Annotated in this window: 18 protein-coding genes, 1 tRNA gene and 1 pseudogene; 12 read left to right on the top strand and 8 right to left on the bottom strand. The window is 65.6% G+C overall.

What is annotated here, in order from left to right; all coding sequences use genetic code 11:
- Window positions 1-23 precede the first annotated feature (23 nt).
- Window positions 24-965 carry a 2-hydroxyacid dehydrogenase gene (locus D3242_RS12660; protein WP_019863025.1) on the top strand — a complete coding sequence of 314 codons (942 nt, stop codon included), beginning with the start codon at window positions 24-26 and terminating at the stop codon, window positions 963-965.
- An 8-nt stretch (window positions 966-973) separates the two neighbouring features.
- Here D3242_RS12660 and D3242_RS12655 read toward each other — a convergent pair.
- The 3 genes and pseudogenes from D3242_RS12655 to D3242_RS12645 form a co-directional block, all read right to left on the bottom strand.
- Window positions 974-1,499 (bottom strand): annotated as a pseudogene (locus D3242_RS12655) (P-loop NTPase family protein).
- A gap of 68 nt (window positions 1,500-1,567) precedes the next feature.
- On the bottom strand, window positions 1,568-1,930 hold the full coding sequence (locus D3242_RS12650; protein WP_064984586.1) for a hypothetical protein: 363 nt from the start codon (window positions 1,928-1,930) through the stop codon (window positions 1,568-1,570).
- 108 nt (window positions 1,931-2,038) lie between these two features.
- Window positions 2,039-2,956, bottom strand: coding sequence for a class I SAM-dependent DNA methyltransferase (locus D3242_RS12645; protein ID WP_064984584.1), 918 nt, complete (start codon window positions 2,954-2,956; stop codon window positions 2,039-2,041).
- A gap of 150 nt (window positions 2,957-3,106) precedes the next feature.
- On the opposite strand from D3242_RS12645, the gene D3242_RS12640 reads away from it, so the two are divergent.
- Window positions 3,107-4,114, top strand: a complete 1,008-nt coding sequence (locus tag D3242_RS12640; protein WP_064984582.1) for a ligase-associated DNA damage response exonuclease — start codon at window positions 3,107-3,109, stop codon at window positions 4,112-4,114.
- Window positions 4,115-4,118: 4 nt separating this feature from the next.
- Window positions 4,119-5,720: a cisplatin damage response ATP-dependent DNA ligase gene (locus tag D3242_RS12635; RefSeq protein ID WP_064984724.1), complete on the top strand. Its 1,602-nt coding sequence runs from the start codon at window positions 4,119-4,121 to the stop codon at window positions 5,718-5,720.
- 3 nt (window positions 5,721-5,723) lie between these two features.
- On the opposite strand, the gene D3242_RS12630 is transcribed toward D3242_RS12635, so the two are convergent.
- Window positions 5,724-6,869 (bottom strand): hypothetical protein, encoded by a 1,146-nt coding sequence (locus D3242_RS12630; RefSeq protein ID WP_064984580.1) that lies wholly within the window; start codon window positions 6,867-6,869, stop codon window positions 5,724-5,726.
- Between the two features lie 289 nt (window positions 6,870-7,158).
- On the opposite strand from D3242_RS12630, the gene D3242_RS12625 reads away from it, so the two are divergent.
- The 9 genes from D3242_RS12625 (at window position 7,159) to D3242_RS12585 (ending at window position 13,117) form a co-directional block, all read left to right on the top strand.
- A tRNA-Thr gene (locus D3242_RS12625) sits at window positions 7,159-7,234 on the top strand.
- Between the two features lie 137 nt (window positions 7,235-7,371).
- A complete protein-coding gene (locus D3242_RS12620; protein WP_019863018.1) occupies window positions 7,372-7,560 on the top strand; it encodes a YodC family protein in 189 nt (62 codons plus the stop codon).
- Between the two features lie 216 nt (window positions 7,561-7,776).
- The gene (locus tag D3242_RS12615) at window positions 7,777-8,220 is read left to right on the top strand and encodes an EF-hand domain-containing protein (RefSeq protein WP_032921489.1); all 444 of its coding nucleotides are present in this window, start codon (window positions 7,777-7,779) and stop codon (window positions 8,218-8,220) included.
- Window positions 8,221-8,265: 45 nt separating this feature from the next.
- Window positions 8,266-8,802 (top strand): RNA polymerase sigma factor, encoded by a 537-nt coding sequence (locus D3242_RS12610; RefSeq protein WP_081296121.1) that lies wholly within the window; start codon window positions 8,266-8,268, stop codon window positions 8,800-8,802.
- A gap of 119 nt (window positions 8,803-8,921) precedes the next feature.
- Entirely contained in the window at window positions 8,922-9,368 is a 447-nt protein-coding gene (locus D3242_RS12605) for a hypothetical protein (protein WP_223217815.1), read from the top strand.
- Window positions 9,365-9,820 carry a periplasmic heavy metal sensor gene (locus tag D3242_RS12600; RefSeq protein WP_064984575.1) on the top strand — a complete coding sequence of 152 codons (456 nt, stop codon included), beginning with the start codon at window positions 9,365-9,367 and terminating at the stop codon, window positions 9,818-9,820. The genes D3242_RS12605 and D3242_RS12600 overlap by 4 nt, the downstream gene beginning before the upstream one ends.
- A gap of 110 nt (window positions 9,821-9,930) precedes the next feature.
- Window positions 9,931-10,206, top strand: coding sequence for a GCG_CRPN prefix-to-repeats domain-containing protein (locus D3242_RS12595; RefSeq protein ID WP_032921488.1), 276 nt, complete (start codon window positions 9,931-9,933; stop codon window positions 10,204-10,206).
- A gap of 115 nt (window positions 10,207-10,321) precedes the next feature.
- Window positions 10,322-11,818 carry a DUF1800 domain-containing protein gene (locus D3242_RS12590; RefSeq protein WP_064984573.1) on the top strand — a complete coding sequence of 499 codons (1,497 nt, stop codon included), beginning with the start codon at window positions 10,322-10,324 and terminating at the stop codon, window positions 11,816-11,818.
- A 39-nt stretch (window positions 11,819-11,857) separates the two neighbouring features.
- Window positions 11,858-13,117 (top strand): DUF1501 domain-containing protein, encoded by a 1,260-nt coding sequence (locus D3242_RS12585; RefSeq protein WP_027047711.1) that lies wholly within the window; start codon window positions 11,858-11,860, stop codon window positions 13,115-13,117.
- Window positions 13,118-13,203: 86 nt separating this feature from the next.
- On the opposite strand, the gene D3242_RS12580 is transcribed toward D3242_RS12585, so the two are convergent.
- The 4 genes from D3242_RS12580 to D3242_RS12565 all read right to left on the bottom strand — a co-directional run bounded on the left by D3242_RS12580 (window position 13,204) and on the right by D3242_RS12565 (window position 21,009).
- Window positions 13,204-13,446, bottom strand: coding sequence for a GCG_CRPN prefix-to-repeats domain-containing protein (locus D3242_RS12580; protein ID WP_155249154.1), 243 nt, complete (start codon window positions 13,444-13,446; stop codon window positions 13,204-13,206).
- Window positions 13,447-13,603: 157 nt separating this feature from the next.
- Window positions 13,604-17,011, bottom strand: a complete 3,408-nt coding sequence (locus D3242_RS12575) for an acyl-[ACP]--phospholipid O-acyltransferase (protein WP_064984722.1) — start codon at window positions 17,009-17,011, stop codon at window positions 13,604-13,606.
- A 268-nt stretch (window positions 17,012-17,279) separates the two neighbouring features.
- Window positions 17,280-18,863: an indolepyruvate oxidoreductase subunit beta family protein gene (locus D3242_RS12570; protein WP_064984571.1), complete on the bottom strand. Its 1,584-nt coding sequence runs from the start codon at window positions 18,861-18,863 to the stop codon at window positions 17,280-17,282.
- Window positions 18,856-21,009 carry a thiamine pyrophosphate-dependent enzyme gene (locus D3242_RS12565; RefSeq protein ID WP_038651967.1) on the bottom strand — a complete coding sequence of 718 codons (2,154 nt, stop codon included), beginning with the start codon at window positions 21,007-21,009 and terminating at the stop codon, window positions 18,856-18,858. The genes D3242_RS12570 and D3242_RS12565 overlap by 8 nt, the downstream gene beginning before the upstream one ends.
- Window positions 21,010-21,052: the final 43 nt, after the last annotated feature.

The following is a 21,052-nucleotide window of genomic DNA, read 5'->3' as shown; positions in this document are numbered from 1 at the left end:
TAAAGAGGACTAGACGAATCGCGATGGAAAAAGGCCGCATTCTGCTTGCCGTCACCGGCTTTCACCCGCAGCGCTGGCGCGAGCTTCTGTCGGCCGAGCGCGAGGTGGTGCTGGAGCCGGACGGCGCCAAGGATCCGTCGATCACCTATGCGGTGGTGTGGAAGCAGAAGCCCAATTTGTTGTCTTCGCTGCCCAATCTGCGCGCCATCTTCTCCATCGGCGCCGGCGTCGACCACATCTTCGCCGATCCCGGCCTGCCCGACGTGCCGATCGTCAAGGTCGTCGCCGACAACCTCACGCAATACATGACCGAATATGTCGTCTGGCGGGTGCTCGATCATCATCGCCAGGGCCTGCTCTACCGGCAGCAGCAGCAAAAGAAGATCTGGCACGAGCCGCCGCAGCGGCCGGCCGGCGACATATCCGTCGGCATTATGGGGCTCGGCAATCTCGGCCGCGCCGCGGCCTCGGTGCTGCTGTCGCTCGGCTTCGCGGTCAATGGCTGGTCGCGCACCGAGCGGCCGATGCAAGGGGTGGCGACCTATTCCGGCGAGGCCGGGTTGATCCCCTTCCTCAACGCGACCGATATCCTTGTCGTGCTTTTGCCGCTGACGCCGGACACGCAAGGCATCATCAATTACGGCGTGCTGAAGGAATTGCGCAAACGCAACGGCCTCGGCGGTTCGGTCTTGATCAATGCCGGACGCGGCCGCCTGCAAAAGGATGCCGACATCGTGCGGGCACTGGATGACGGCACGCTGAAGGAGGCAAGCCTGGACGTGTTCGAGGTCGAACCGCTGCCGAAGACCAGCCCGTTGTGGAACCATCCGAAAGTGTTCGTGACGCCGCACGCCGCGGCGACCTCCGATCCGATGCACCTGGCGCCGACCATGCTGCGCCAGATGGACGCCTTCGAGCGCGGCGAAAAGCTCGAGAATCTGGTGGATCGCAAGGCGGGATATTAGCCAGGGTCTTACATCGCCAGATCCCAGTCCCTGAAGCACTGCTTGATTGCTCTCACGGAGGACAGCTGCAGCTTCGGCAGGTCGAGATCCTCGAACATCGCCTGGTATCTCCGGCGGTTTTTCGGCGTGGTCACGGCAATATGGTGGATCATGTCCCATTTGACGCTGTCGCGTCCGCCTTCCAGGGCACCGCGCCTGTTCTTCTCAAACCAGCTTCGCCTGAAATAACGCAGCAGGCTTGCCGGCGTGGAGATATCCAGCAGGATCACTCCCGTCGCCCGCCGGAAACGTTGCGGCATGCAGATCGAGTAATTTCCGTCCATCACCCAACGCTCGCTGGCGATCGCGCCGTCATGCAAGGCAATGAATTCGGCCTTTGGACGCGGCTCCCAGTCGGTGTTGGGCATGATGAAGCAGATCGAGGTGAACGGGCTCCAGGCCACGCTTGCGGGCAATCGCATCGGCCAGGGTCGACTTGCCGCTGTTGGACGGCCCCAGAATGCAGATGCGGTCGCCAAGGTCCGAGAGTTTCATCGATCGTCCCCTACGCGGACGCGAGCATGCTGCCGGCGATCACTCTCGTCGGACAGCTGCTGCTATTTTCAGCTCGGCAGGGCGAACTTCTTCTTCTGATTGTCCGGCTTGCCGCAGTCGCGGCGCTCGATCGACCGGTTCATGGCATCGATCTCGCCTGACGCCTTGTCGCTGTCGCGCTTGGCCTTGGAACGCATGTCGGGCGTGAACGGACCGAAACCCATCGCGGGATTGGAGAAGGTCGGCTTCGCGGTCACAGGCAGGTTGTATTGCTGCGCCAGGCCATTGCGTTGCGCCAGCAATTGATCGCACGGCACGGTGTCGTACTGCAGGGAGGATTCTACGTCGGCGTCCTGCCGCTCGGACATCGAATTGCCGACGCAGCCGGCCGTTGCCAGGCAAGATGCCAAGATCATCATGTTCCAGCGCATCCGATATGCTCCTCCTGATATCCCGCCCTGACGCGACCAGATCGCAAATATCAGTCGCGCACGCAAATCGGACTTTTTCGCAGCAGCGGGATGGTGTTCATGCACGCTTCAAACGGCGTGAGGCTTCCACGCCACAACGCCCAGCCCTTTGACGGGCTCGCGGCGATCCTGCCGGATGGTGGTTGGCTCCAGCGCCAGGATCGCAAGCCCGTTGGCCTCCAGTGTCCGCCTGACATAGGGCTGCGAATGGGCGTAGCGCCGCGAGGGCTGCAGCGCGAAATCGCCGTCGTCTGCCAGTGTCTCGACGGAGAAGGCAAACAGGCCGCCTTCGGCGAGCCGACCGGCAACGGTGCCCACCAGACCATCGAGCGCGCCGATGTAGATCAGGACATCGGCCGATGTCACCAGATCGGGCCTTTCGCCTGAATGGGAAAATCCCTGCAGATCCGCTTTTGTCAGCGTGTGGTAGATGCCTTTCGCCCGCGCCTTCTTCAGCATCCTGGCCGATATATCGACCCCTTCCAGCCGGTCGACGATCGGCCTCAGCCTCTCGCCCATCAGTCCCGTTCCGCAACCAAGGTCGAGCGCCACGCGGAAGCGACCCGGCCTTGCCTTGCGAATCATCTGCTCGAGAAATTCGGGCAAGCGGTAGTCGAGCTTGCCGACCAGCATCTCCTCGAATGTCTCGGCATAGTGGTCGAACAGCGCCTCGACAAAAGCACTGGGCGGCGCGGCGGCGAGCGGAGCCTTGCCGATCAGCTGCAGTTTGAGGGCCGCGCCCTGGCGGTCGGCCGGGTCCAGTTTCAGCGACATCGTCCAGCCCTGCGCCGCCAGGTCGAGCCTGCCCGATGTCTCCTGCATCTCGCCGAGGCGGAACCAGCCCATTGCCCATTGCGGCGCCAGCTCCAATGCGCCGAGCAGCAGCTCGGCCGCCGCCGTGCGATCGCCGGAGGCAAATAGCATCTCGGCATAGTCGGCACGGCGATCGGCGTTCAAATCGCCGGAGGATGTCTGAAGCGGTTTCATGATGATGGTTCCGCCGGTGGAGGCCGGCCGCCACCTCTTTAGAGCAAAGGATGCGGAAGCTGAACCGAATTGAGCGCCCTTTGCCCAGGAGAGTCAGCAGTCTCCGACATCAGGCTTCCCGCAGCGGAATTATATCCTATCTTGGGGACCATGCGCGCCAGCGACCTGCTTCATCCCCGGCCCGAAGGCCTTTACTGCCCCCCGGGCGATTTTTTTATCGACCCGGTGCGGCCGGTGGACCGGGCGCTGATCACGCACGGCCATTCCGACCACGCACGCTCCGGCCACCGCTCGGTGCTGGCGACGCAGCAGACGCTCGACATTATGGCCCTGCGCTACGGTGAGGACTTTGCCGGAACGACCCAAGCCGCACCGCTCGGCGAGACGATCGCTCTGAACGATGTCAGCGTCAGCTTCCATCCGGCCGGCCATGTGCTGGGTTCGGCGCAGATATCGGTCGAGCATCAGGGCACGCGCATCGTCGCCTCCGGCGATTACAAACGGCAAAAGGATGCGACCTGCGCGCCGTTCGAACCGATCCGCTGCGACGTCTTCATCACCGAGGCGACCTTCGGCCTGCCGGTGTTTCGCCATCCACCCGACACGGAAGAGATCGCCCGCCTGCTGAAATCGGCGGCGCAGTTTCCCGAACGCTCGCATCTGGTCGGCGCCTATGCGTTGGGCAAGGCGCAGCGCGTGATGCGGCTGTTGCGCGATGCCGGCTATGACAGGCCGCTTTACATCCATGGCGCGCTGGCCAGGCTCAGCGAATACTATCAGAGCCAGGGCATCGACCTGGGTGTCCTCGAGCCGGCAACGGTCGAGGGCGGCAAGGATGACTTTGCCGGCGCCATCGTCGTCGGCCCGCCATCGGCCTTCGCCGATCGTTGGGCGCGGCGCTTTCCCGATCCGATCTCGTGCTTTGCGTCGGGCTGGATGCGCATCCGCCAGCGCGCCAAGCAAGGCAGCGTCGAACTGCCGCTGATCATCTCGGACCATGCCGATTGGGACGAACTCACCGCCACCATCAAGGAGACCGGCGCCGAGGAGATCTGGGTGACGCATGGCCGCGAGGAAGCGCTGGTTCGCTGGTGCGAGCTCGAAGGCATCGCCGCCCGGCCGCTGCATCTGGTGGGCTATGAGGACGAAGGCGATTGAAGCCATGAACCGCTTCGCAGAACTTCTCGACCGCCTTGTGCTGACGCCGTCGCGCAACGGCAAGCTGACGCTGCTGGTCGACTATTTCCGAACCGTCGAGGATCCGGATCGCGGGCTGGCGCTGGCGGCCATCACCGGTGACCTCACAATAGCCGCGGTCAAGCCGGCCATGCTGCGCATGCTGGTCACAGAACGGATGGATCCCGTGCTGTTCGGCTACTCCTACGACTATGTCGGCGATCTCGCCGAAACGGTGTCACTGGTCTGGCCGCGGACGCCGGGCAAGATCCCCAACCGCGAGCCGACGCTCGGCAAGGTCGTGGCCAAACTGCAGGCGGCAAGCCGCTCGGACGGACCGAAAGTGCTGGCCAGCCTGCTCGACAGCGCCGGCATTTCGGCGCGCTTCGCCATCATCAAGCTGGTCACCGGCGGCCTGCGCATCGGCGTCTCGGCGCGGCTCGCCAAACAGGCGCTGGCGGATTTCGGCAAGGTCGACGTCGCCGAAATCGAGGAGCTCTGGCACGGTCTGTCGCCGCCCTATACGGCGCTGTTCGCCTGGCTGGAAGGCAAGGCCGAAAAACCCCGCAACACGGCGATGGCGCTGTTCCGCCCGGTGATGCTGTCGAACCCGGTCGGCGACGGCGATCTCGAAAAGCTCGACCCGGCGGATTACGCCGCCGAATGGAAATGGGACGGCATCCGCGTCCAGGCGGTGGCGGAAGGCGGCATCCGCCGGCTCTATTCGCGCACCGGCGACGATGTCTCCGGCGCCTTTCCCGACCTCGCAGACGCCATGCACTTTTCCGCGACGCTGGACGGCGAGTTGCTGGTCGGCGATCCGCGTGAGGCGACGGGGACCTTCTCGGATTTGCAGCAGCGGCTGAACCGCAAGACGGTGACGCCGAAGATGCAGCAGCAATATCCGGCCTTCATGCGTTGCTACGACCTGCTTCAGCTGGGCGACGAAGACCTTCGCGCATTGCCGTTCCGGGAACGGCGTGGCCGCCTCGAAACCTTCGTGAAAACGCTCGACCCCGGCCGTTTCGACCTGTCGCCCTTCGTCGCCTTCAAGGACTGGCAGGCGCTGGAGAACCTGCGCCGCGCGCCGCCGCACCCGATCATCGAAGGCGTGATGCTGAAGCGCTGGGATTCGCCCTATGTCGCCGGCCGGCCGAAAGGCCCGTGGTTCAAGTGGAAGCGCGATCCGCACACGGTGGACGCGGTGCTGATGTATGCCCAGCGCGGCCATGGCAAGCGCTCGAGTTTCTACTCCGACTACACGTTCGGCGTCTGGTCCGGAGCCGAGGGCGAGGAGGAACTGGTGCCGGTCGGCAAGGCCTATTTCGGCTTCACCGACGAAGAACTGAAGCAGATCGACAAATATGTTCGGGACAATACGGTCGAGCGCTTCGGACCGGTGCGTTCGGTGCGGGCGGACCGCGACAACGGCCTGGTGCTGGAAGTCGCCTTCGAGGGGCTCAACCGCTCCACCCGGCACAAATCCGGGGTCGCCATGCGCTTTCCCCGCATTTCACGGCTGCGCTGGGACAAGCCGGCCAACGAGGCCGACCGCATCGAGACGCTGCAGGCGCTGCTCGACCGCTGAGCCCTACGGCTCGATCGAGACGCGAATCTCGTAGATGTCGACCGCCTTGCCCTGCTTGTCGAAATCGGAATTGACGGCGATGGTTCCGGCCGAGCCTGGATGCTTGTTGGGGAACTGCACGTCGAACAGATATTCGTTGCGCTGCTGGCCGACCGCGTAGCGCTTGCGGCCGCAATCGCCGAGCTCGCCGAAATTGCAGTCGACGGAGATCTGCGTGTCCTTGCCGTCCTCGGCACGCGCGATGATGTCGAATACGGCGTGCTTGCCGGCGAGCTTCTCCAGCACGCCCTGCCCGACATCGAAGGCGATCGCCGAACCTGAGGGGCCGGACTGGATGCGCAGGAACGGACCGGTGTCGTCCTTCATCACCGAGGCCTTGGCGTCCGACGGGGCGGCGACATGCGTCGGATCGGTCGGCGAGAACACATTGATCCAGTTGCGCGACTGGTCCGCGGCGCCAGGCTTGGCCGGCGCGTTGGCGCCGTCGGCCGGGGTGAAATCGTCGTCCTCGACGGTTGGTGGCGCCTCGGGCGGCGCCGTATCGAGCTGCGCCGCCGTCTTGAACACGCCGGTCTGCATGGCAAAGAACACGCCGATGCCGATCGCCGCAAGCAGGGTCACGCTGAAGAAGATGGCGGTCAGCGGCAGGCGGCGTCCGCGAATGCGCCGTTCATCGCGATCGGGCGCCACTTCCGTCGCGGTACCCGAAGCGCTAGGAGCGGACATGTCGATGGCCGGCACACCGGGAAGCGTCGCGTCCGGCATGATGTCGGGAACGACCGGCAGCACGCGCGAAAGCGGCGCATCGGATGCCGGCTGCGCGGGGCTGTCGACGGTGACGGCGGGCGATGGCGCCTTGTCTCCGATCTCGATGGCGGGCGCCGCGGCGGCCGCGGGCTCGGCCGCCGGGGCGTCGACCTCCAGGCCCACATCCGGCACCGCCGGCAGGAACTCGGATTCGATTTCGGTGATCGTCGCCTGGATCGCCTTGCGGCGCTTGATGGCAACCTCCACGGTCACGCCGGGATTGGCCTGGAGCGCACGGTCAAGCGCGGCAAAGGCCGACCGATAGACCTTCTCGCGGAACGCGCGGTCCTCGGCATTGCCCTTCTCCAAGGCGTTCCGGATCGCTTTTTCGATCGCGTCCAAGCGGGATCCCTCTGCAAATTGCCCCAATCTTCCCTGATGGTTAGCCGTAGGCGACCAATCAATCAACGGGCGGGCGGCCGCATTCTGCCTCGACGGGCCGTCCAAAGTCCATCTTGGCGATATTCCGGCAAACAAAATCGGAACATGTCGGCGATTCTCATGCGCGGCGAGGTGCGAACCCCTGGTTTCGACCGGGCGGGCGCTCTTGCATGATTTGCCACGTGGCATCTTGAATTCGCGGCCGGTTGAGTCTATCACCCAGCCCATCTTGGAGGCTTTGGCCTCCCGGGCCGCTTTAGCTCAGTTGGTAGAGCACATCATTCGTAATGATGGGGTCAGGTGTTCGAGTCACCTAAGCGGCACCAGTTCCTTGTCCCCCCTGTGCCGAAATCGGTACTCTACCGCTGCCTGTGCGGTGGATCGCGCAATGGCTCCCATATCCGCCATTGTCGCGACTCAGCTTTGGTGGGAAACTCACGGGCCTCAGCATGGGAGGTCCAAAATGCCCAATACTTTCAAGACCGGAGACGTCGTCAAGCTGAAGTCGGGAGGGCCGAAGATGACGGTCAGCGACGGCGCCGCTTCCGGCATGTATCTGTGCCACTGGTTCAACCGCGAGGGCGATGTTTGGATCCCGCAACATGCGGGTTTCAAACCGGACCAGCTGGTGGCCGCTGACCCATCGGCGTAGCCCGTTCGCCACGGGCGGTGGCTAACCCGGCGTGAATTTCGATGACGCCGGATGCGGTGTCGCGTCGTTCTCGATACCAATACCCGAGTCGGCATCCACGACAATCGAAGGTATCGGCACAGGCGACCGACGGATTTCCGTCATCGCGGCGTTTAACGGTTGAAGCGTGACCACGGCATGGGCCGTGGCCGACGCGCCAACCGGAGACGCCGAAGCATGATACGCCGTTCGATCCTTGCCGCTGCCTTGAGCCTGCTGACCGTTGCAGCCCTCGCCCAGACGGTGACGCAGCCCCCTGCTGCCACGTCTCCTGGCGCTACGCCGCCGGCTGCCGCACCAGCCGCGCCAAAAGCCAAGTCGGACATCACGCTGGCCAAATTCCAGAAGCGGCGGGAAAAGGCGATCATGGCCGCAGACACGGATGGCGACGGCAAGATCAGCCTGCTGGAGTGGGAGGCCTTCCAGGCCAAGCGCAACATCAAGGGCGATGCCGCCAAATCCTTCGCGCGCATCGATTCGAACCATGACGGCTTCATCGACCGCGCCGAGCTCGATGCGTTCTTTGCCAAGCGCTTTGCCAAGCTGGACAAGAATGGCGACGGCGTTCTGACGGCCGACGAGATGCCAGGCCACAAATCCGCTCCCAAGCCGGAGCAATGACCAAGAGGCCATGACGCGTGATGGATATCGGGAGTGCGCCAGCCGATGAGCGCCGATCCGGACGAAGAGTTGGTTCGCCGGGTCGGGGCCGGCGACCCGGCGGCCGTGCAGACGCTCGTCGCGCGCAAATTGCCGCGCATCCTTTCGCTCGCCGTGCGCATGCTGGGCGATGCGGCGGAGGCCGAGGATGTCGCACAGGAGACCTTCGTGCGCATCTGGCGCCATGCCTCGAGCTGGCGGCGCGGCAATGCACGCTTCGACAGCTGGATCCACCGGGTGACGCTCAACCTCTGCTACGACCGGCTGCGCCGGCGCCGCGAACTGGTGACCGACGATTTGCCGGACATGGCCGACCCTGCCCCGCTTCCCGACGCCCGCGAAGAGCCGCATCGGGTCGAGCAGGCCTTGCAGGCCATCGCGCCACGCCAGCGCGAGGCGATCATCCTGGTCTACTATCAGGAGATGTCCAACATAGAGGCAGCCGCGACCCTGAAGATCAGCGTCGATGCGCTGGAGAGCCTGCTCTCGCGCGGCCGGCGGGCCTTGCAGATGATCCTGGCCAGGGATGGCGTCCATGACTGAGAAGAGCGCGACCATGAATGGCAGACATTTACCGCGCTTTATGGGCGTCCGGCGGGGGCCGGTCGGCCTCGTTTCCAACCCGCATGGGCATGCGGCAACAAGTGGCAAGGGGAAGACAGATGGCTGAAGACATCGAGGACGGCCCGGCAATGGACGCCAGGCGTTTCGCGGCGCTCGCCGAAGCCTATGGCGGCGATCTGCGGCGCTGGCCGCAAGCGGAGCGCGACGCGGCAGCAGCCTTTGCTTCAAGCGAGACAGGCCAGGCGATTTCGCGACGGGCCCACACGCTTGACGCCCTGCTTGACAGTTATCGCGTCCGGCACCCCGGCAAGGCGTTGCACGACACGATCCTGCGGACCGCCGACCGGTACATCGTCCGGCGCCGGCGCCAGCGCTTCTGGTGGCTGGGGCTGGGGCTTGCCGGAATAGGGCTGGCCGGCGCCATTGCCGGACTGGCCCTGGTGACCGTCGTCACGCCCGAAGTTCAGCCCGACCATTATGTGCTCGACGCCAATGCGACGGCGTTCGGCGATGCCGGACCCGACATGATCGAGGAAGACCTATGAGCACAGGCCGCAACCTCCTCATCGCATCGGTGGTGCTGAATGTCTTCCTGGCCGGCGCGCTTGCCGGCGGGGCCGTCTGGATAAAACGCGGCAAGCCGGCCCAGGGCTATTCGCTGGAGGCGGCAGGCGGCCGGCTTCCCGATCAGCAGCGCACGCTGTTTCGCAAAGCGCTGCGCGAAGTCCGCCAAGAGTCGCGCGAAATCATTCGCGACGGCCAGCAGGCCAGGCGCGAGGCGGCGGATCTGCTGCGGCAGCCCGTCCTCGACACGGCGGCCCTGGCGGCCGCCCTGGAGCGGGCTCGCAATGCCGACGTCACCGTGCGCACGCGGCTGGAGCAGCGCATCATCGAGTTCGCGGCGGCAGGTTCCGCCGAGGATCGCAGCCTGCTGGCTGAAGGACTCTCAAGGCGCGCCGGGCCGCAGCCGTCGACACCGCCAAAAAAATCGCCGTGACGACCGACGGAAAATGCCGATGGCGCCCGTTTAACGAAATGAAGGGCAGGACCTGCCGGGCCATCTGGCGCCGACAGGTTTTCAACCTCGGACAACTTCGGAGCATGGTCATGAACTATCTGACAAAATACGCGGCCACCGCCGCTCTCGCGGTGACCGGAACGGTGGCTACTGTCGCGGCATCCTCGGCGATGCCGCTGGCGCCGCTTGCCGCCCCGGCGCTGGTCGAGCACGTCGCCTGGGGTTGCGGACCTGGCTGGCATCCCAATCCCTGGGGGCGCTGCGTCCCCAATCGCGTGGTCGTCTACCCCGGTTACTATTGGCATCGCCCGGCCTTCTATGGGTGGCATCCGCACCGTCACTGGCACCGCTGGCATCGCTGGTAGGGGGCTCGGGGGCCGACGACTTCGCCGGCCCCACGACCTCAATTGAACAGGCACGAAACGGCTCGAACGGGCTTCCGGCGCCGTGCGCGGGGAGCCCAAGCAATGGAGAGCTGACTTGGCTATCCCCGCCGCAAATTCCCCGCCAGATCCAGTGCTCGTTGCTTTCAACCGCTTCGGGCTCGGGGCAAGGCCCGGCGACCGCGACAGGGCGGCCCACGACCCGCGCGGCTATCTGAAGGCGGAACTGCGGCAGCCCGACATCGCCCTGATCTCGCTCGACGATCCGACCTATGCGAGCCTGCCGGGCAGCACACCGGCCATCCAGGCCAGCATGGCGGCAAACTTCCAACGCAAGCTTGACCGCGAGCGCATGGCCGCAGCCACGGCGCAGCCCGCAATGGCGAGCGCCCAGGCCACGCCTGCCCAAGCCACCTCAGCCCAAATTGCGCCTGCTCATCCCCTGCCACCGCCCACGGCCCCGGCCAAGCCCGCGCCGCCAATCGAGGCCACGCTGTTTCGCGCCGAAGCCCAGGCGCGCCTCGACAAGGCTTTTCGCGCCGAGGCAGGCTTTGTCGAACGCCTGGTGTATTTCTGGTCGAACCATTTCTGCGTCTCCGTGGCGAAGGACAACATCGTGCGGGCGAGCGCCGGCGCCTTCGAGCGGGAAGCCATCCGCCCCTTCGTGCTCGGCCGTTTCGCCGACATGCTGATGACGGTGGAGCGGCATCCGGCGATGCTGTTCTATCTCGACAACCAGCAGTCGATCGGCCCTGACTCCCGCGCCGGCAAGAACCGCCGGCGCGGCCTCAACGAGAACCTCGCCCGCGAGATCATGGAACTGCACACGCTGGGCGTCGGCAGCGGCTATACCCAGGCCGATGTCACCAGCTTCGCGCGCATCCTGACCGGCTGGACGATGGCGGGGCGCGAAGGTCGGCTTGGCGAGCCCGGCAGTTCCGTCTTCAACGCCAATGCACATGAGCCGGGCGATGCGGTGCTGCTCGGCAAGACCTATCCGGCCGCCGGCATGGGCCAGGCCGAGGCGGCACTCAACGACATCGCCAGCCATCCGGCGACGGCGCAGCACATCGCCACGGAACTTGCCCGTCATTTCATAGCCGACGACCCGCCGCCGGCGGCGGTCGCGCGCCTGGCCAAGGTTTTCGCCAAGAGCGACGGCAATCTCAGGGCTCTGGCGGCGACCCTCATCGACATGCCGGAGGCATGGTCGACGCCGCTTGCCAAGATGCGCTCGCCGTTCGACTACATCGCCGCCATCCGCCGGGCGGCCGGTCCGGGTCCGGCGAACGATCCCGGCCAGTCGCTCAACTGGCTCAATGCGCTGGGCGAGCCGCTCTGGCAGCCGCCGGGGCCGAACGGCTTTTCCGACCAGGCGGACAGCTGGGCCTCGGCCGAAGGCATGAAGATCCGCCTCGACACCGCCTGGCAGGCGGCCCGCCAGGTCAAGGACGTCGGCAATCCCAACGATATGCTCGACGCCGTCATCGGTCCTTCCGCCTCGCCGGAAACACGGCAAGCGGTCGCCCGCGCCGAGTCCAAGCAGCAGGGCCTGGCGCTGCTGCTGATGGCGCCCGAATTCCAGAGACGATAGCGCGAGCGACAGGTCCGGCGCCGACATGGAGACCAAGTCATGAGCCTGCTGTGTGAAACCCCTCACCCTTCCCGCCGCGCCGTGCTGATGACCGGCGGCGCGCTGTTTGCCTGGGCCTATCTGCCGCGCTTCGCCCGCGCCGCCGACAATCGCGATCCGCGGCTGATCGTCATCGTGCTGCGCGGCGCGCTCGACGGCCTGTCGGCGGTCGGTCCGATCGGCGACCCCGACTATGCCGGCCTGCATGGCGACATCGCTTTGTCGCTCGCCGGCCCGCACGCGGCGCTGCCGCTCGATGGCTTCTTCGCGGTCAATCCGGCGATGCCGGTCTTCGCGCGGCTGTTCAAAGACAAGCAGGCCGCGGTGGTGCACGCGGCCGCGACCGGCTATCGCGAGCGCTCGCATTTCGACGGCCAGGACGTGCTGGAAAGCGGTTTCGCCGGGCCGGGCCACGTCGCCACCGGATGGCTCAACCGGGCGCTGGAGAGCCTGCCGGCGGGCGACCGCGTGGCGACGCTCGGCGGCTTGGCCGTCGGACCGTCGACGCCGCTGGTGATCCGAGGTGCCGCCCCCGTGCTCGGCTGGGCGCCGCAATCGCTGCCGCCGCCGGCCGGCGACCTCGCGGAGCGGGTTCTCGATCTCTACCAGCATCGCGACCCGGTGCTGGCGGTGGCCCTGCAAAAGGGCCTCGATGCCGACCGCATGGCGCTCGACGACCAGATCGGCGGCAATACGACAAAGCCGAAGAGTGGGGCGATGAAGCCGAAGGGCGGCCTCGGCAGCGCCGCCGGCATGCGGCAGGCCGCGCAAGGTGCGGCCAAGCTGATCGCGGCAGATGACGGGCCGCGTGTTGCCGCGCTTGCCTTCGACGGCTGGGACACGCATGCCAACGAAGGCGGCGCCACGGGCCGGCTCGCCACCTTGCTCGGCGGCCTCGACGGCGCCTTCGAGGAATTCGAGAAGGGTCTCGGCGAGCGCTGGAAGGACACGGCGATCGTCGCCATCACCGAATTCGGGCGCACGGCGCAGATCAATGGCTCGGTCGGCACCGATCACGGCACCGGCACGGTGGTGTTGCTCGCCGGCGGCGCGATCAAGGGCGGCCGTATTATCGCCGACTGGCCGGGCTTGAAGCCGGCCCAACTCTACGAGCAACGCGACCTGGCGCCGACCAGCGATGTCAGGGCGGTGCTGAAGGGCCTGCTCGCCGACCAGTTCGGCCTGTCCGCCGCCGTGCTCGCCGACAAGGTGTTTCCGGAGTCGGCGGCGGCGAAGCCGATGCGGGATCTCATCGCTTGAAGAAGCCCGGTGGCGTCACGGGGCGCCATCTTTGGGGGAGCGCCCACGTTACTTCGCAGCCGCCGCCATGTCGATCCGCCCCGTGATCACCAGCGATGGTGCCAGCGGTGGTGCCAATGATGTATCGGCCGGATTATCACGCGACGATGATTGGGCACGCAATTTCCCCATCGGTTCAGGTGCCAGCCAGGGCCGCATCTCCAGCCGACGCTTTCCATCGGCAGCGGAGCGGCATTGGGCTTGGCCATGGGCAGGGCCTGCGAGCCGACACTCGACAGCATCAATGCGCCTGCGGCGGCGGCAATCGGCAGAATGTATCTGGTGAGCATGATGGTGTCCTCCATGGTTGACATTCCCGAGGACAACATACCACTCACCCGGCCGAATGCCGGGTGAGTGGTCCGATCACATATCCGTTAGCGGGCAGAGTGCTTGCCAAGCGACGCCGCGACTTTCAGCGCGGCGTCGTCGAGCATGTCGCCTCGATCAGGCGGCCTCGACCTTGGCGGCCGGCGCATCCTGCCCCCGCACCAGTTTGGTCACGCCGGCGAAGTCGAGCTTGCCGGAGCCGAGCACCGGTACTTTCGGGACGACGCGCACTTCGGCGGGCACCATCAGGTCCATGGCGCCATTGGCCTTGGCGAAGGCCAGGAATTCTGCGCGTGTGGCGCCGGAAGCCTCGGTGATGAGAACGAGCTTCTCGCCCTTGCGCGCATCCGGCACGGAAGCGACGGCCGACAACGAGCCTTTCCACACTTCACCCGCCAGCGCCTCGACGGCGGCAAGCGAAATCATCTCGCCGCCGATCTTGGCGAAACGCTTGGCGCGGCCGCGAATGGTGATGAAGCCGCCCTCGTCGACCGAGACGACATCGCCGGTGTCATGCCAGCCGTCCTCCAGCGGTTCCAGCACACCCGGCTTCTCGGTGCGCAGATAGCCCGACATGACATTTGGGCCGCGCACGTAGAGACGCCCGCCTTCATCGACGCCGGGTACCGGGTCCAGGCGGTATTCCATGCCGGGCATGATTTTACCGACGCTGCCGGACTTGTTGTACATCGGCGTGTTGATGGCGATCACCGGCGCCGCTTCGGTCACGCCGTAGCCCTCGAGGATACGCACCCCGAACTTCTCCATGTAGGTCATGCGCGTGGCTGCCTTGACCGGTTCGGCGCCGGCAAAGCAATAGCGTATCGAACGGAAATCGTAGGGATGCGCGGTGCGGGCATAGCCGCTGAGGAACGTATCGGTGCCGAAGATGATCGTCGCGTTGGATGCGTAGATCAGTTCCGGCACGATGCGGTAGTGCAGCGGCGACGGGTAGAAATAGACCGGCACGCCCGAGATCAGCGGCAGCACCGTGCCAGCCGTCATGCCGAAGGAATGGAAGATCGGCAAAACGTTGAACACCTTGTCGCCCGAGTGGAAGTCGATGCGCGAGGCCGCCTGCGCGGCATTGGCCAGGATGTTGCGATGGGTGAGCACGACGCCCTTCGGCGTGCCTTCCGAGCCGGAGGTGAACAGGATCACCGCCGGGTCGTCAGGCTTGCGCGGCGCGCGCGGCGTCGACTTGCGCAACAGGCCAAGCAGCTTGTCCTTGAGACCGATGGTTGCACGCAGATCGTCGAGCCAGACGATGTCGACCGACCTGCCGATCTCCTCGACCACCGCGCCAAGCTTGGCCTGTTCGACAAACGCGCGGGACGTGAGCACGGTCTTCACTTCAGCGGCCTTGCAGGCGGAAAGGATGTTGGCGGCACCTGCAGTGAAGTTGATCATCGCCGGCACCTTGCCGGACGACATCACGCCAAGCAGCGTGGCACATGAGCCGTTGGCGTTGGGCAGCATGATACCGAGCGTCTGCTGATCGGCATAAAGGTTCTGGAATTTCTCGCCCAGCACGGCGGCCGCCGTCAGGAGCTTGCCATAGCTCAGCGAGCCGGTGACCGGATCCTGCACGGCGAGCCGTTTCATGCCGCGTTCATTCGCCGTCAGGATGATCTTCTCCAGCACCGTCCTGTCGATGTCCTGGGTGCGGAAGACGAGATCCGACATGACCTGATAGAGGGCCGAACCCGCCGCGGCGCGGCGCTTGCGGCCCTTCAGTTCCGGCGGCACTTGCAGCTTGACCGGCTCCAGAATGGTCACCTTGACCTTCGGGAACAGGCGGCGGCGCACATGCTGCGACGTCAGCCGGGAAAACGGGCTTTTCTCCAGCCCGTCGATGCGGATCGGCACGACCATCGAGCCGGTCTTGTCCGCCACCATGGCGGCGCCGTCATAGACCTTCATCAGCCCGCCGGTGACGGTGATGCGGCCTTCGGGGAAGATGACCAGCGGATCGCCGGCCTGCACGATCTTGATCAGCGTGCGGGTCGACATCGGCTTGGCCGGATTGAGCGGCAAAGCACGGGCGAGCTTCATGAACGGCTTCATCCACCAGGCCTGCGCGATGGCGTAGTCGATGGCGAAGACCGGCTCCTCGTCGGTCAGCGTCAGCGCCAGCGGGCCGTCGAGGAAGCTGACATGGTTGAGCGCCAGGATCGGTGCCTTGCCGGCTGCCTTGAGGTTCTCCATGCCCTCGACTTCCAGGCGCAGGAAGGCGCGGAACAGGATGGAGACGAAATCGCGGAAGGCGTTGGTCGGCAGGAATTTCAGCATCAGCCAGGCGGCGACGGCATTGGCCGCGGCCAGGCCGAACAGGATACCGCCGGTGGAGACTTTCGTCTGGATCGCGGCGACAAGGATGCCGCCGACCGTCATGAAGCCGGCATTGACGATGCTGACCGCGGCGACGACGCGGGCGCGGCGCGCCTCGGGCGACCAGGCCTGCACGGCGGCGAAGGTCGGCACCACGAGGAAGGCGCTGGCGATGGCCATGCCGGCGAGGTCGATCGCGACACGGATCGTGTTTTGGCCGGCGAAGAACAGGGCGAGGCTTTCCGCCTTCGGCGAAGGCTGCATGCTCCAGATGGTCCAGGCCAAATGCAGGCCGAACAGCGCCAGCAGCGCCGTGCCGACCGGTGCGGGCAGAAGCACGATGCGCCCCTGCGACATCCATGCGGCAATCGCCGAGCCGATGGCGATCGAGACGGCGAACACGGCGAGATAGACGGTGACGGCGATCTCGTCGCCGCCGAGCGAATCCTTGATCAAGGTCGGCAGGATCGAAAGCACGATGGCGCCGATCAGCCAGAACCACGACGTCATCAGGCCGGCGCGCCAGATCCGCGTGTCGGTCCGCAACTCGCTGACCTGGCGCCAGGTCGAGCGGAAGATGTTCCTGTCGATGACGAGGTCAGGTGCCGCCGAACCCGTTGGCGGGATGTAGCGGCTGACGAACCAGCAACCGACGGCCAAGGCCATCATGATCGGCCCGAAGACCGTGACGCCTATGCCGTCGGCCGAGACGACGCCGCCGGCGATGGTGCCGCCGAGGATGGCGGCGAAGGTCGCCGACTCGATCCAGGCGTTGGCCTTGGGCAGTTCCTTGCGCTCGAGGTGATCGGGCAGGATGCCGTATTTGATCGGCCCGAACAGCGCCGAGATGATGCCGAACATCAGCAGCGCCGTCATCAGCACCGGGATCGACGACAGCGCTATGCCTGCGACAGACACACCCGCGGCGGCAATCTCGGCAAATTTCAGCCGCCGGGCGATGAGGGCCTTGTCGAAGCGGTCGGCGATCTCACCGCCAAGCGCGGACAAGAGCAGAAAGGGGGCCATGAAGACGGCCCCGGCGAGCGTGACCAGCGAAGCCGCCTGACCGGCGGCCAGCGTAAAGAGGATCAGGAACACCAGCGTGTTCTTGAGGAAATTGTCGTTGAAGGCGGACAGGAACTGCGTCCAGAACAGAGGCGCAAAGCGCCGGGACAACATCAGATGCGTGTTCATGGCGGTTTCCATTTGGCGGAACCCTGCGGCTATTCGCCGGAGGCCCTGCGGGTTGCAGGCGCTGTTTCAAGCTCAGTGATAGTCATGAGCTGGTTAAACTTCCTTACAGTGCCCGATGTCCATATCGTGGCTTCCGGTCTGCCAGAAATGAACAGCGTTCATAAACGCACTCTATCACGTCTTGAACATTGTTCAAGCAAAAAATGAACGACGTTCATCGTATCTGGAAACGGAGCCCGGGACCGGTGACGTCTCTGGTATCTCGAAGTTAGGGCGCCAAGGTTGCCGGACCTGGCCCGAGCGTCGCCACTGTCTTCAGCGCGCCGTCGAGCATGTCGCCCTTTTCGTCCTTCAAGGCCGCCTCGCGAAGGCGGCGGATCCAGTCGGCGGCATCGTCGCGGCCCTTGAGCATGGCAAGCGCGGAGAGTACGCGATCGAATTTCGACTGCGCCCGGACATGGGTGTCGCTGTAGCCCTTGATCAGCCGGCGGCAGTTGAGGATTTCGACGGCGAGCGCATAGTCCTCCGGCACATGGGCGAGCGCCAGCGCGTACCAGCGATCGAGATGGGTCATCTCGACCTTGTGGCGCAGCAGGCTGCGGCGCCAGCGGCGCAGGCCGCCGATGAACCAGAGCGCGGCGAAGCCGGCGAAGCTGTCCGTGCGGATGCGGCGGCCATGGTTGATGCGGCGGTCGAGGAAGGCGGCGAGCTTCGGCCGGGTCTCGATATAGCTGCCCAGCCCCGCCGGCATCGTGCCGCAGAACTCCTCGATGCGGGGATGGAAATATTCGGTGACCTGCAGGATCGAACCGTCCTTGACGCCGACTTCCTTGCGCACGCGCCGGTCGCGCGTCGAACGTGTTTTCAGATCGGCGACGCGGATCATGTCGTCATAGCAAAGGGCGTTGGCGATATGCTTGGCGGCGGCGATGGACAGCGCATAGGAATGGTCGGCGCCATCCAGCGCGAGAGCCCGGTCGAGCCGGTCAAGATACTCGCCGCCATAGGCGATGTCCTGATAGTCGACGACCTTTCTCAGGCCCCGCAGCGCCATATCGCGGATGGCGACGGGCATCAGGTCGACGCGGGTGGCGAGCGCCTGCCAGCCCTGCAGGAGGCCTTGCGGGCCGCTGACGCGCCCCAGGGCGGATTCGACAATCGCCGGCTCTGCCAGCTTTGACGCAGGTGCGGCCGTGCCGCGCGCGCGGTCATACGCGGCGCCAAAGGCGGCGAGGCTGGCCTTGACGCCCCGGCCACCGGCACCGATCGCCTGCTCATAGCTCTCGCGGGTGAATGGCAGTGCGTCCGAGCCCGCCAGCGCGCCAAGCAGGCTGGCCGAGATCATCGAACCATTGTCGGCGGCGATCTTTTCCATGTCGAAGGCGATGAAGCGCTTCGACGCGGCTTCGGCCGTCGCATGCACCTTGGAGGACGAGGCCCGGCCGTCGCCCGGCTCGATCTTTTCCGACACAGCCGCGATGCGGTGCGACGAAGCGATCAGCGTCGTGCGTTCCGGCGTGACGAAGCCACGGATGATGGCGCGGCCGGCCTCCATCAGCTCGGCGGCGATCAATATGTCGACATCGCCTTGCGAAGGCGACAGCGCGAAGACCGGCAGCCGGCCGGTGTCGCGGGCCATTTCGACATAGTAGATGGTGGCGCCGGTGCGTTGCGCCACGCCGGCGACCGAGGTCGATTGCGCGACATAGCCATTGCGCTCGGCGACATCGGTGATCCAGTCGGCCAGCACGCCGCCGCCCTGGCCGCCGACCGCCAGCACGGCGAGCTTGATGACGCGCTCGTCGTCCTGGGCGCCGGCCTTGGCGCGGAATGGCGGGACAGCGTCAAGCATCGGCGAAGGTCAGGCGCCGGCTTTCGCGGCGGCGCTGCAGCAGGCTGATCACCGCGCGACGCGCGCTTTCCAGGAAGCGGTCCCAGCGGCTCGGATTGTGCACGACATCGGCGCGGTAGAAGGACGGGCAGAGCACAGCGGCATCGGCGACCTCACCGCAATTGCCGCAGCCGACGCAGTTCTGGTCGATCGATGCCACCGGATCGTCGCGCAGCGGATCGTCAAGCGATTTCACCGACAGCGACGGGCAGCCCGACAACCGCATGCAGGCGTGGTCGCCGGTGCAGATGTCCTCGTCGACACCGAATTTCGGTTTGACGACACGCGCCCCCCCCTTGATCGCCTTGTCGACCAGCGGCTTTTCGCGGCGCTGCCTGTTGAGCATGCATTCGGACGAGGCGACGATGACCTTCGGCCCCTTCTCCTCCGTCGTCAGCGCCTCGCGCAACGTGTCCTGCATTTTGCCGACATCGTAGGTGCGGTCGACATGGCGCAGCCATTTGACGCCCATGCCTTTCACCGCTTCGGTGATCGGATGTTTTGTCGACTTGGTCTTGTTGCCCGCGCGCGACGACAGGATGTCCTGCCCGCCGGTGGCGGCCGAATAGAAATTGTCGACGATGACGATGACGCCGTCATTCTTGTTGAACACGGCATTGCCGATCGAGGAGGTCAGGCCGTTGTGCCAGAAGCCGCCATCGCCGACGAAGGAGATCGAGCGGCGCTTGGCGTCGGGCGAATTGAACGCCGAGGCAGAGGCCGGCCCCAGCCCATAGCCCATGGTTGTCGCGCCGAGCTCGAAGGGCGGCATGATCGAGAACAGGTGGCAGCCAATGTCGGACGCGATGTGGTGCTTGCCGAGTTCCTGCTCGACCAGCTTTGTCGCGGCGAAGATCGGCCGCTCCGGACAGCCGATGCAGAAGCCCGGCGGCCTGCCCGGCACGACATTGATCAGGTCCGCGGTGTCGACGCCGTCGCCGACCTTGTTGGGCGCGCGCACTTCACCCGGAAGCAGATGCGGCGCCTCGGCGCGCAGGAAGGCACCGATGCCGTCGAGCATGACCTGGCCGGTATATTCTCCGGCCATCGGCAGATATTCCTTGCCGACCAGCCTGGAGCCACGCCCGGCCTTGTGCAGCATCGCCGCGAAGGCCTGCTCGATGTAATTGGGCTGGCCCTCCTCGACGACCAGCACCGCTTGCTTGCCCTCGCAGAAGGACAGGAACTCGTCGTCGATCAAGGGATAGACGGCGTTGAGCACGTAGAGCGGCACGTCCGTCTCGCCATAGGTGTCGGCAAGGCCGAGACGCTGCAAGGCGCGGATGACGGAATTGTACATGCCGCCCTGCATGACGATACCGACCGAGCCGTGATCCGAACCGAAGAATTCGTTGATCTTGTTCTTGGCGATGAAATCGACGGCGGCCGGCCAGCGCTTCGCCACCTTCTCCTTCTCATGCAGGAAGGAGGCCGGCGGCAGCACGATGCGGCCGGTGTCGCGGCGCGGCGCTTCCAGCGCATCGGCGACCGTCATGGGCGGGCGCTTGTTGTCCTTGGCAATGAAATGGCCGTGGACGTGGCAGCAGCGGATGCGCACCTGCAGCATGACCGGCGTGTTGGAGATTTCGGACAGTTCGAAGCCGTCCTCCACCGCCTTGACGATCGACGGCAGATTCGGGCGCGGGTCGAGCAGCCAGACCTGGCTCTTCATGGCGAAGGCATGGCTACGCTCCTGCATGATCGAGGAGCCTTCGCCGTAATCCTCGCCGACGATGATCAGCGCGCCGCCGGTGACGCCGCCGGAGGCAAGATTGGCGAGCGCGTCGGAAGCGACATTGGTACCGACGGTCGATTTGAAGGTCGCGGCACCACGGATCGGGTAATGCACCGAGGCGGCCAGCATGGCGGTGGCGGTGGCTTCCGAGGCGCTCGCCTCGAAATGCACGCCCAGTTCGCCCAGAATGTCCTGCGCGTCGGCCAGCACATCCATCAGATGGCTGATCGGCGCGCCCTGATAGCCGCCGACATAGCCGACGCCGCATTGCAGCAACGCCTTGGTGATGGCGAGGATGCCCTCGCCGGCAAATTCCTCGCCGGCGCCAAGCCTGAGTTTTTCAACTTCCTTGGCAAAAGACCGTTCGGCCATCTCCGCCTCCTTCCCTTGCCGCAGCGAGCCGGCGGCGCGTACG

This window comes from Mesorhizobium jarvisii (assembly GCF_003601985.1).
GTDB lineage: Bacteria > Pseudomonadota > Alphaproteobacteria > Rhizobiales > Rhizobiaceae > Mesorhizobium > Mesorhizobium jarvisii.
This window is presented reverse-complemented; position numbering and strand designations above follow the sequence as displayed.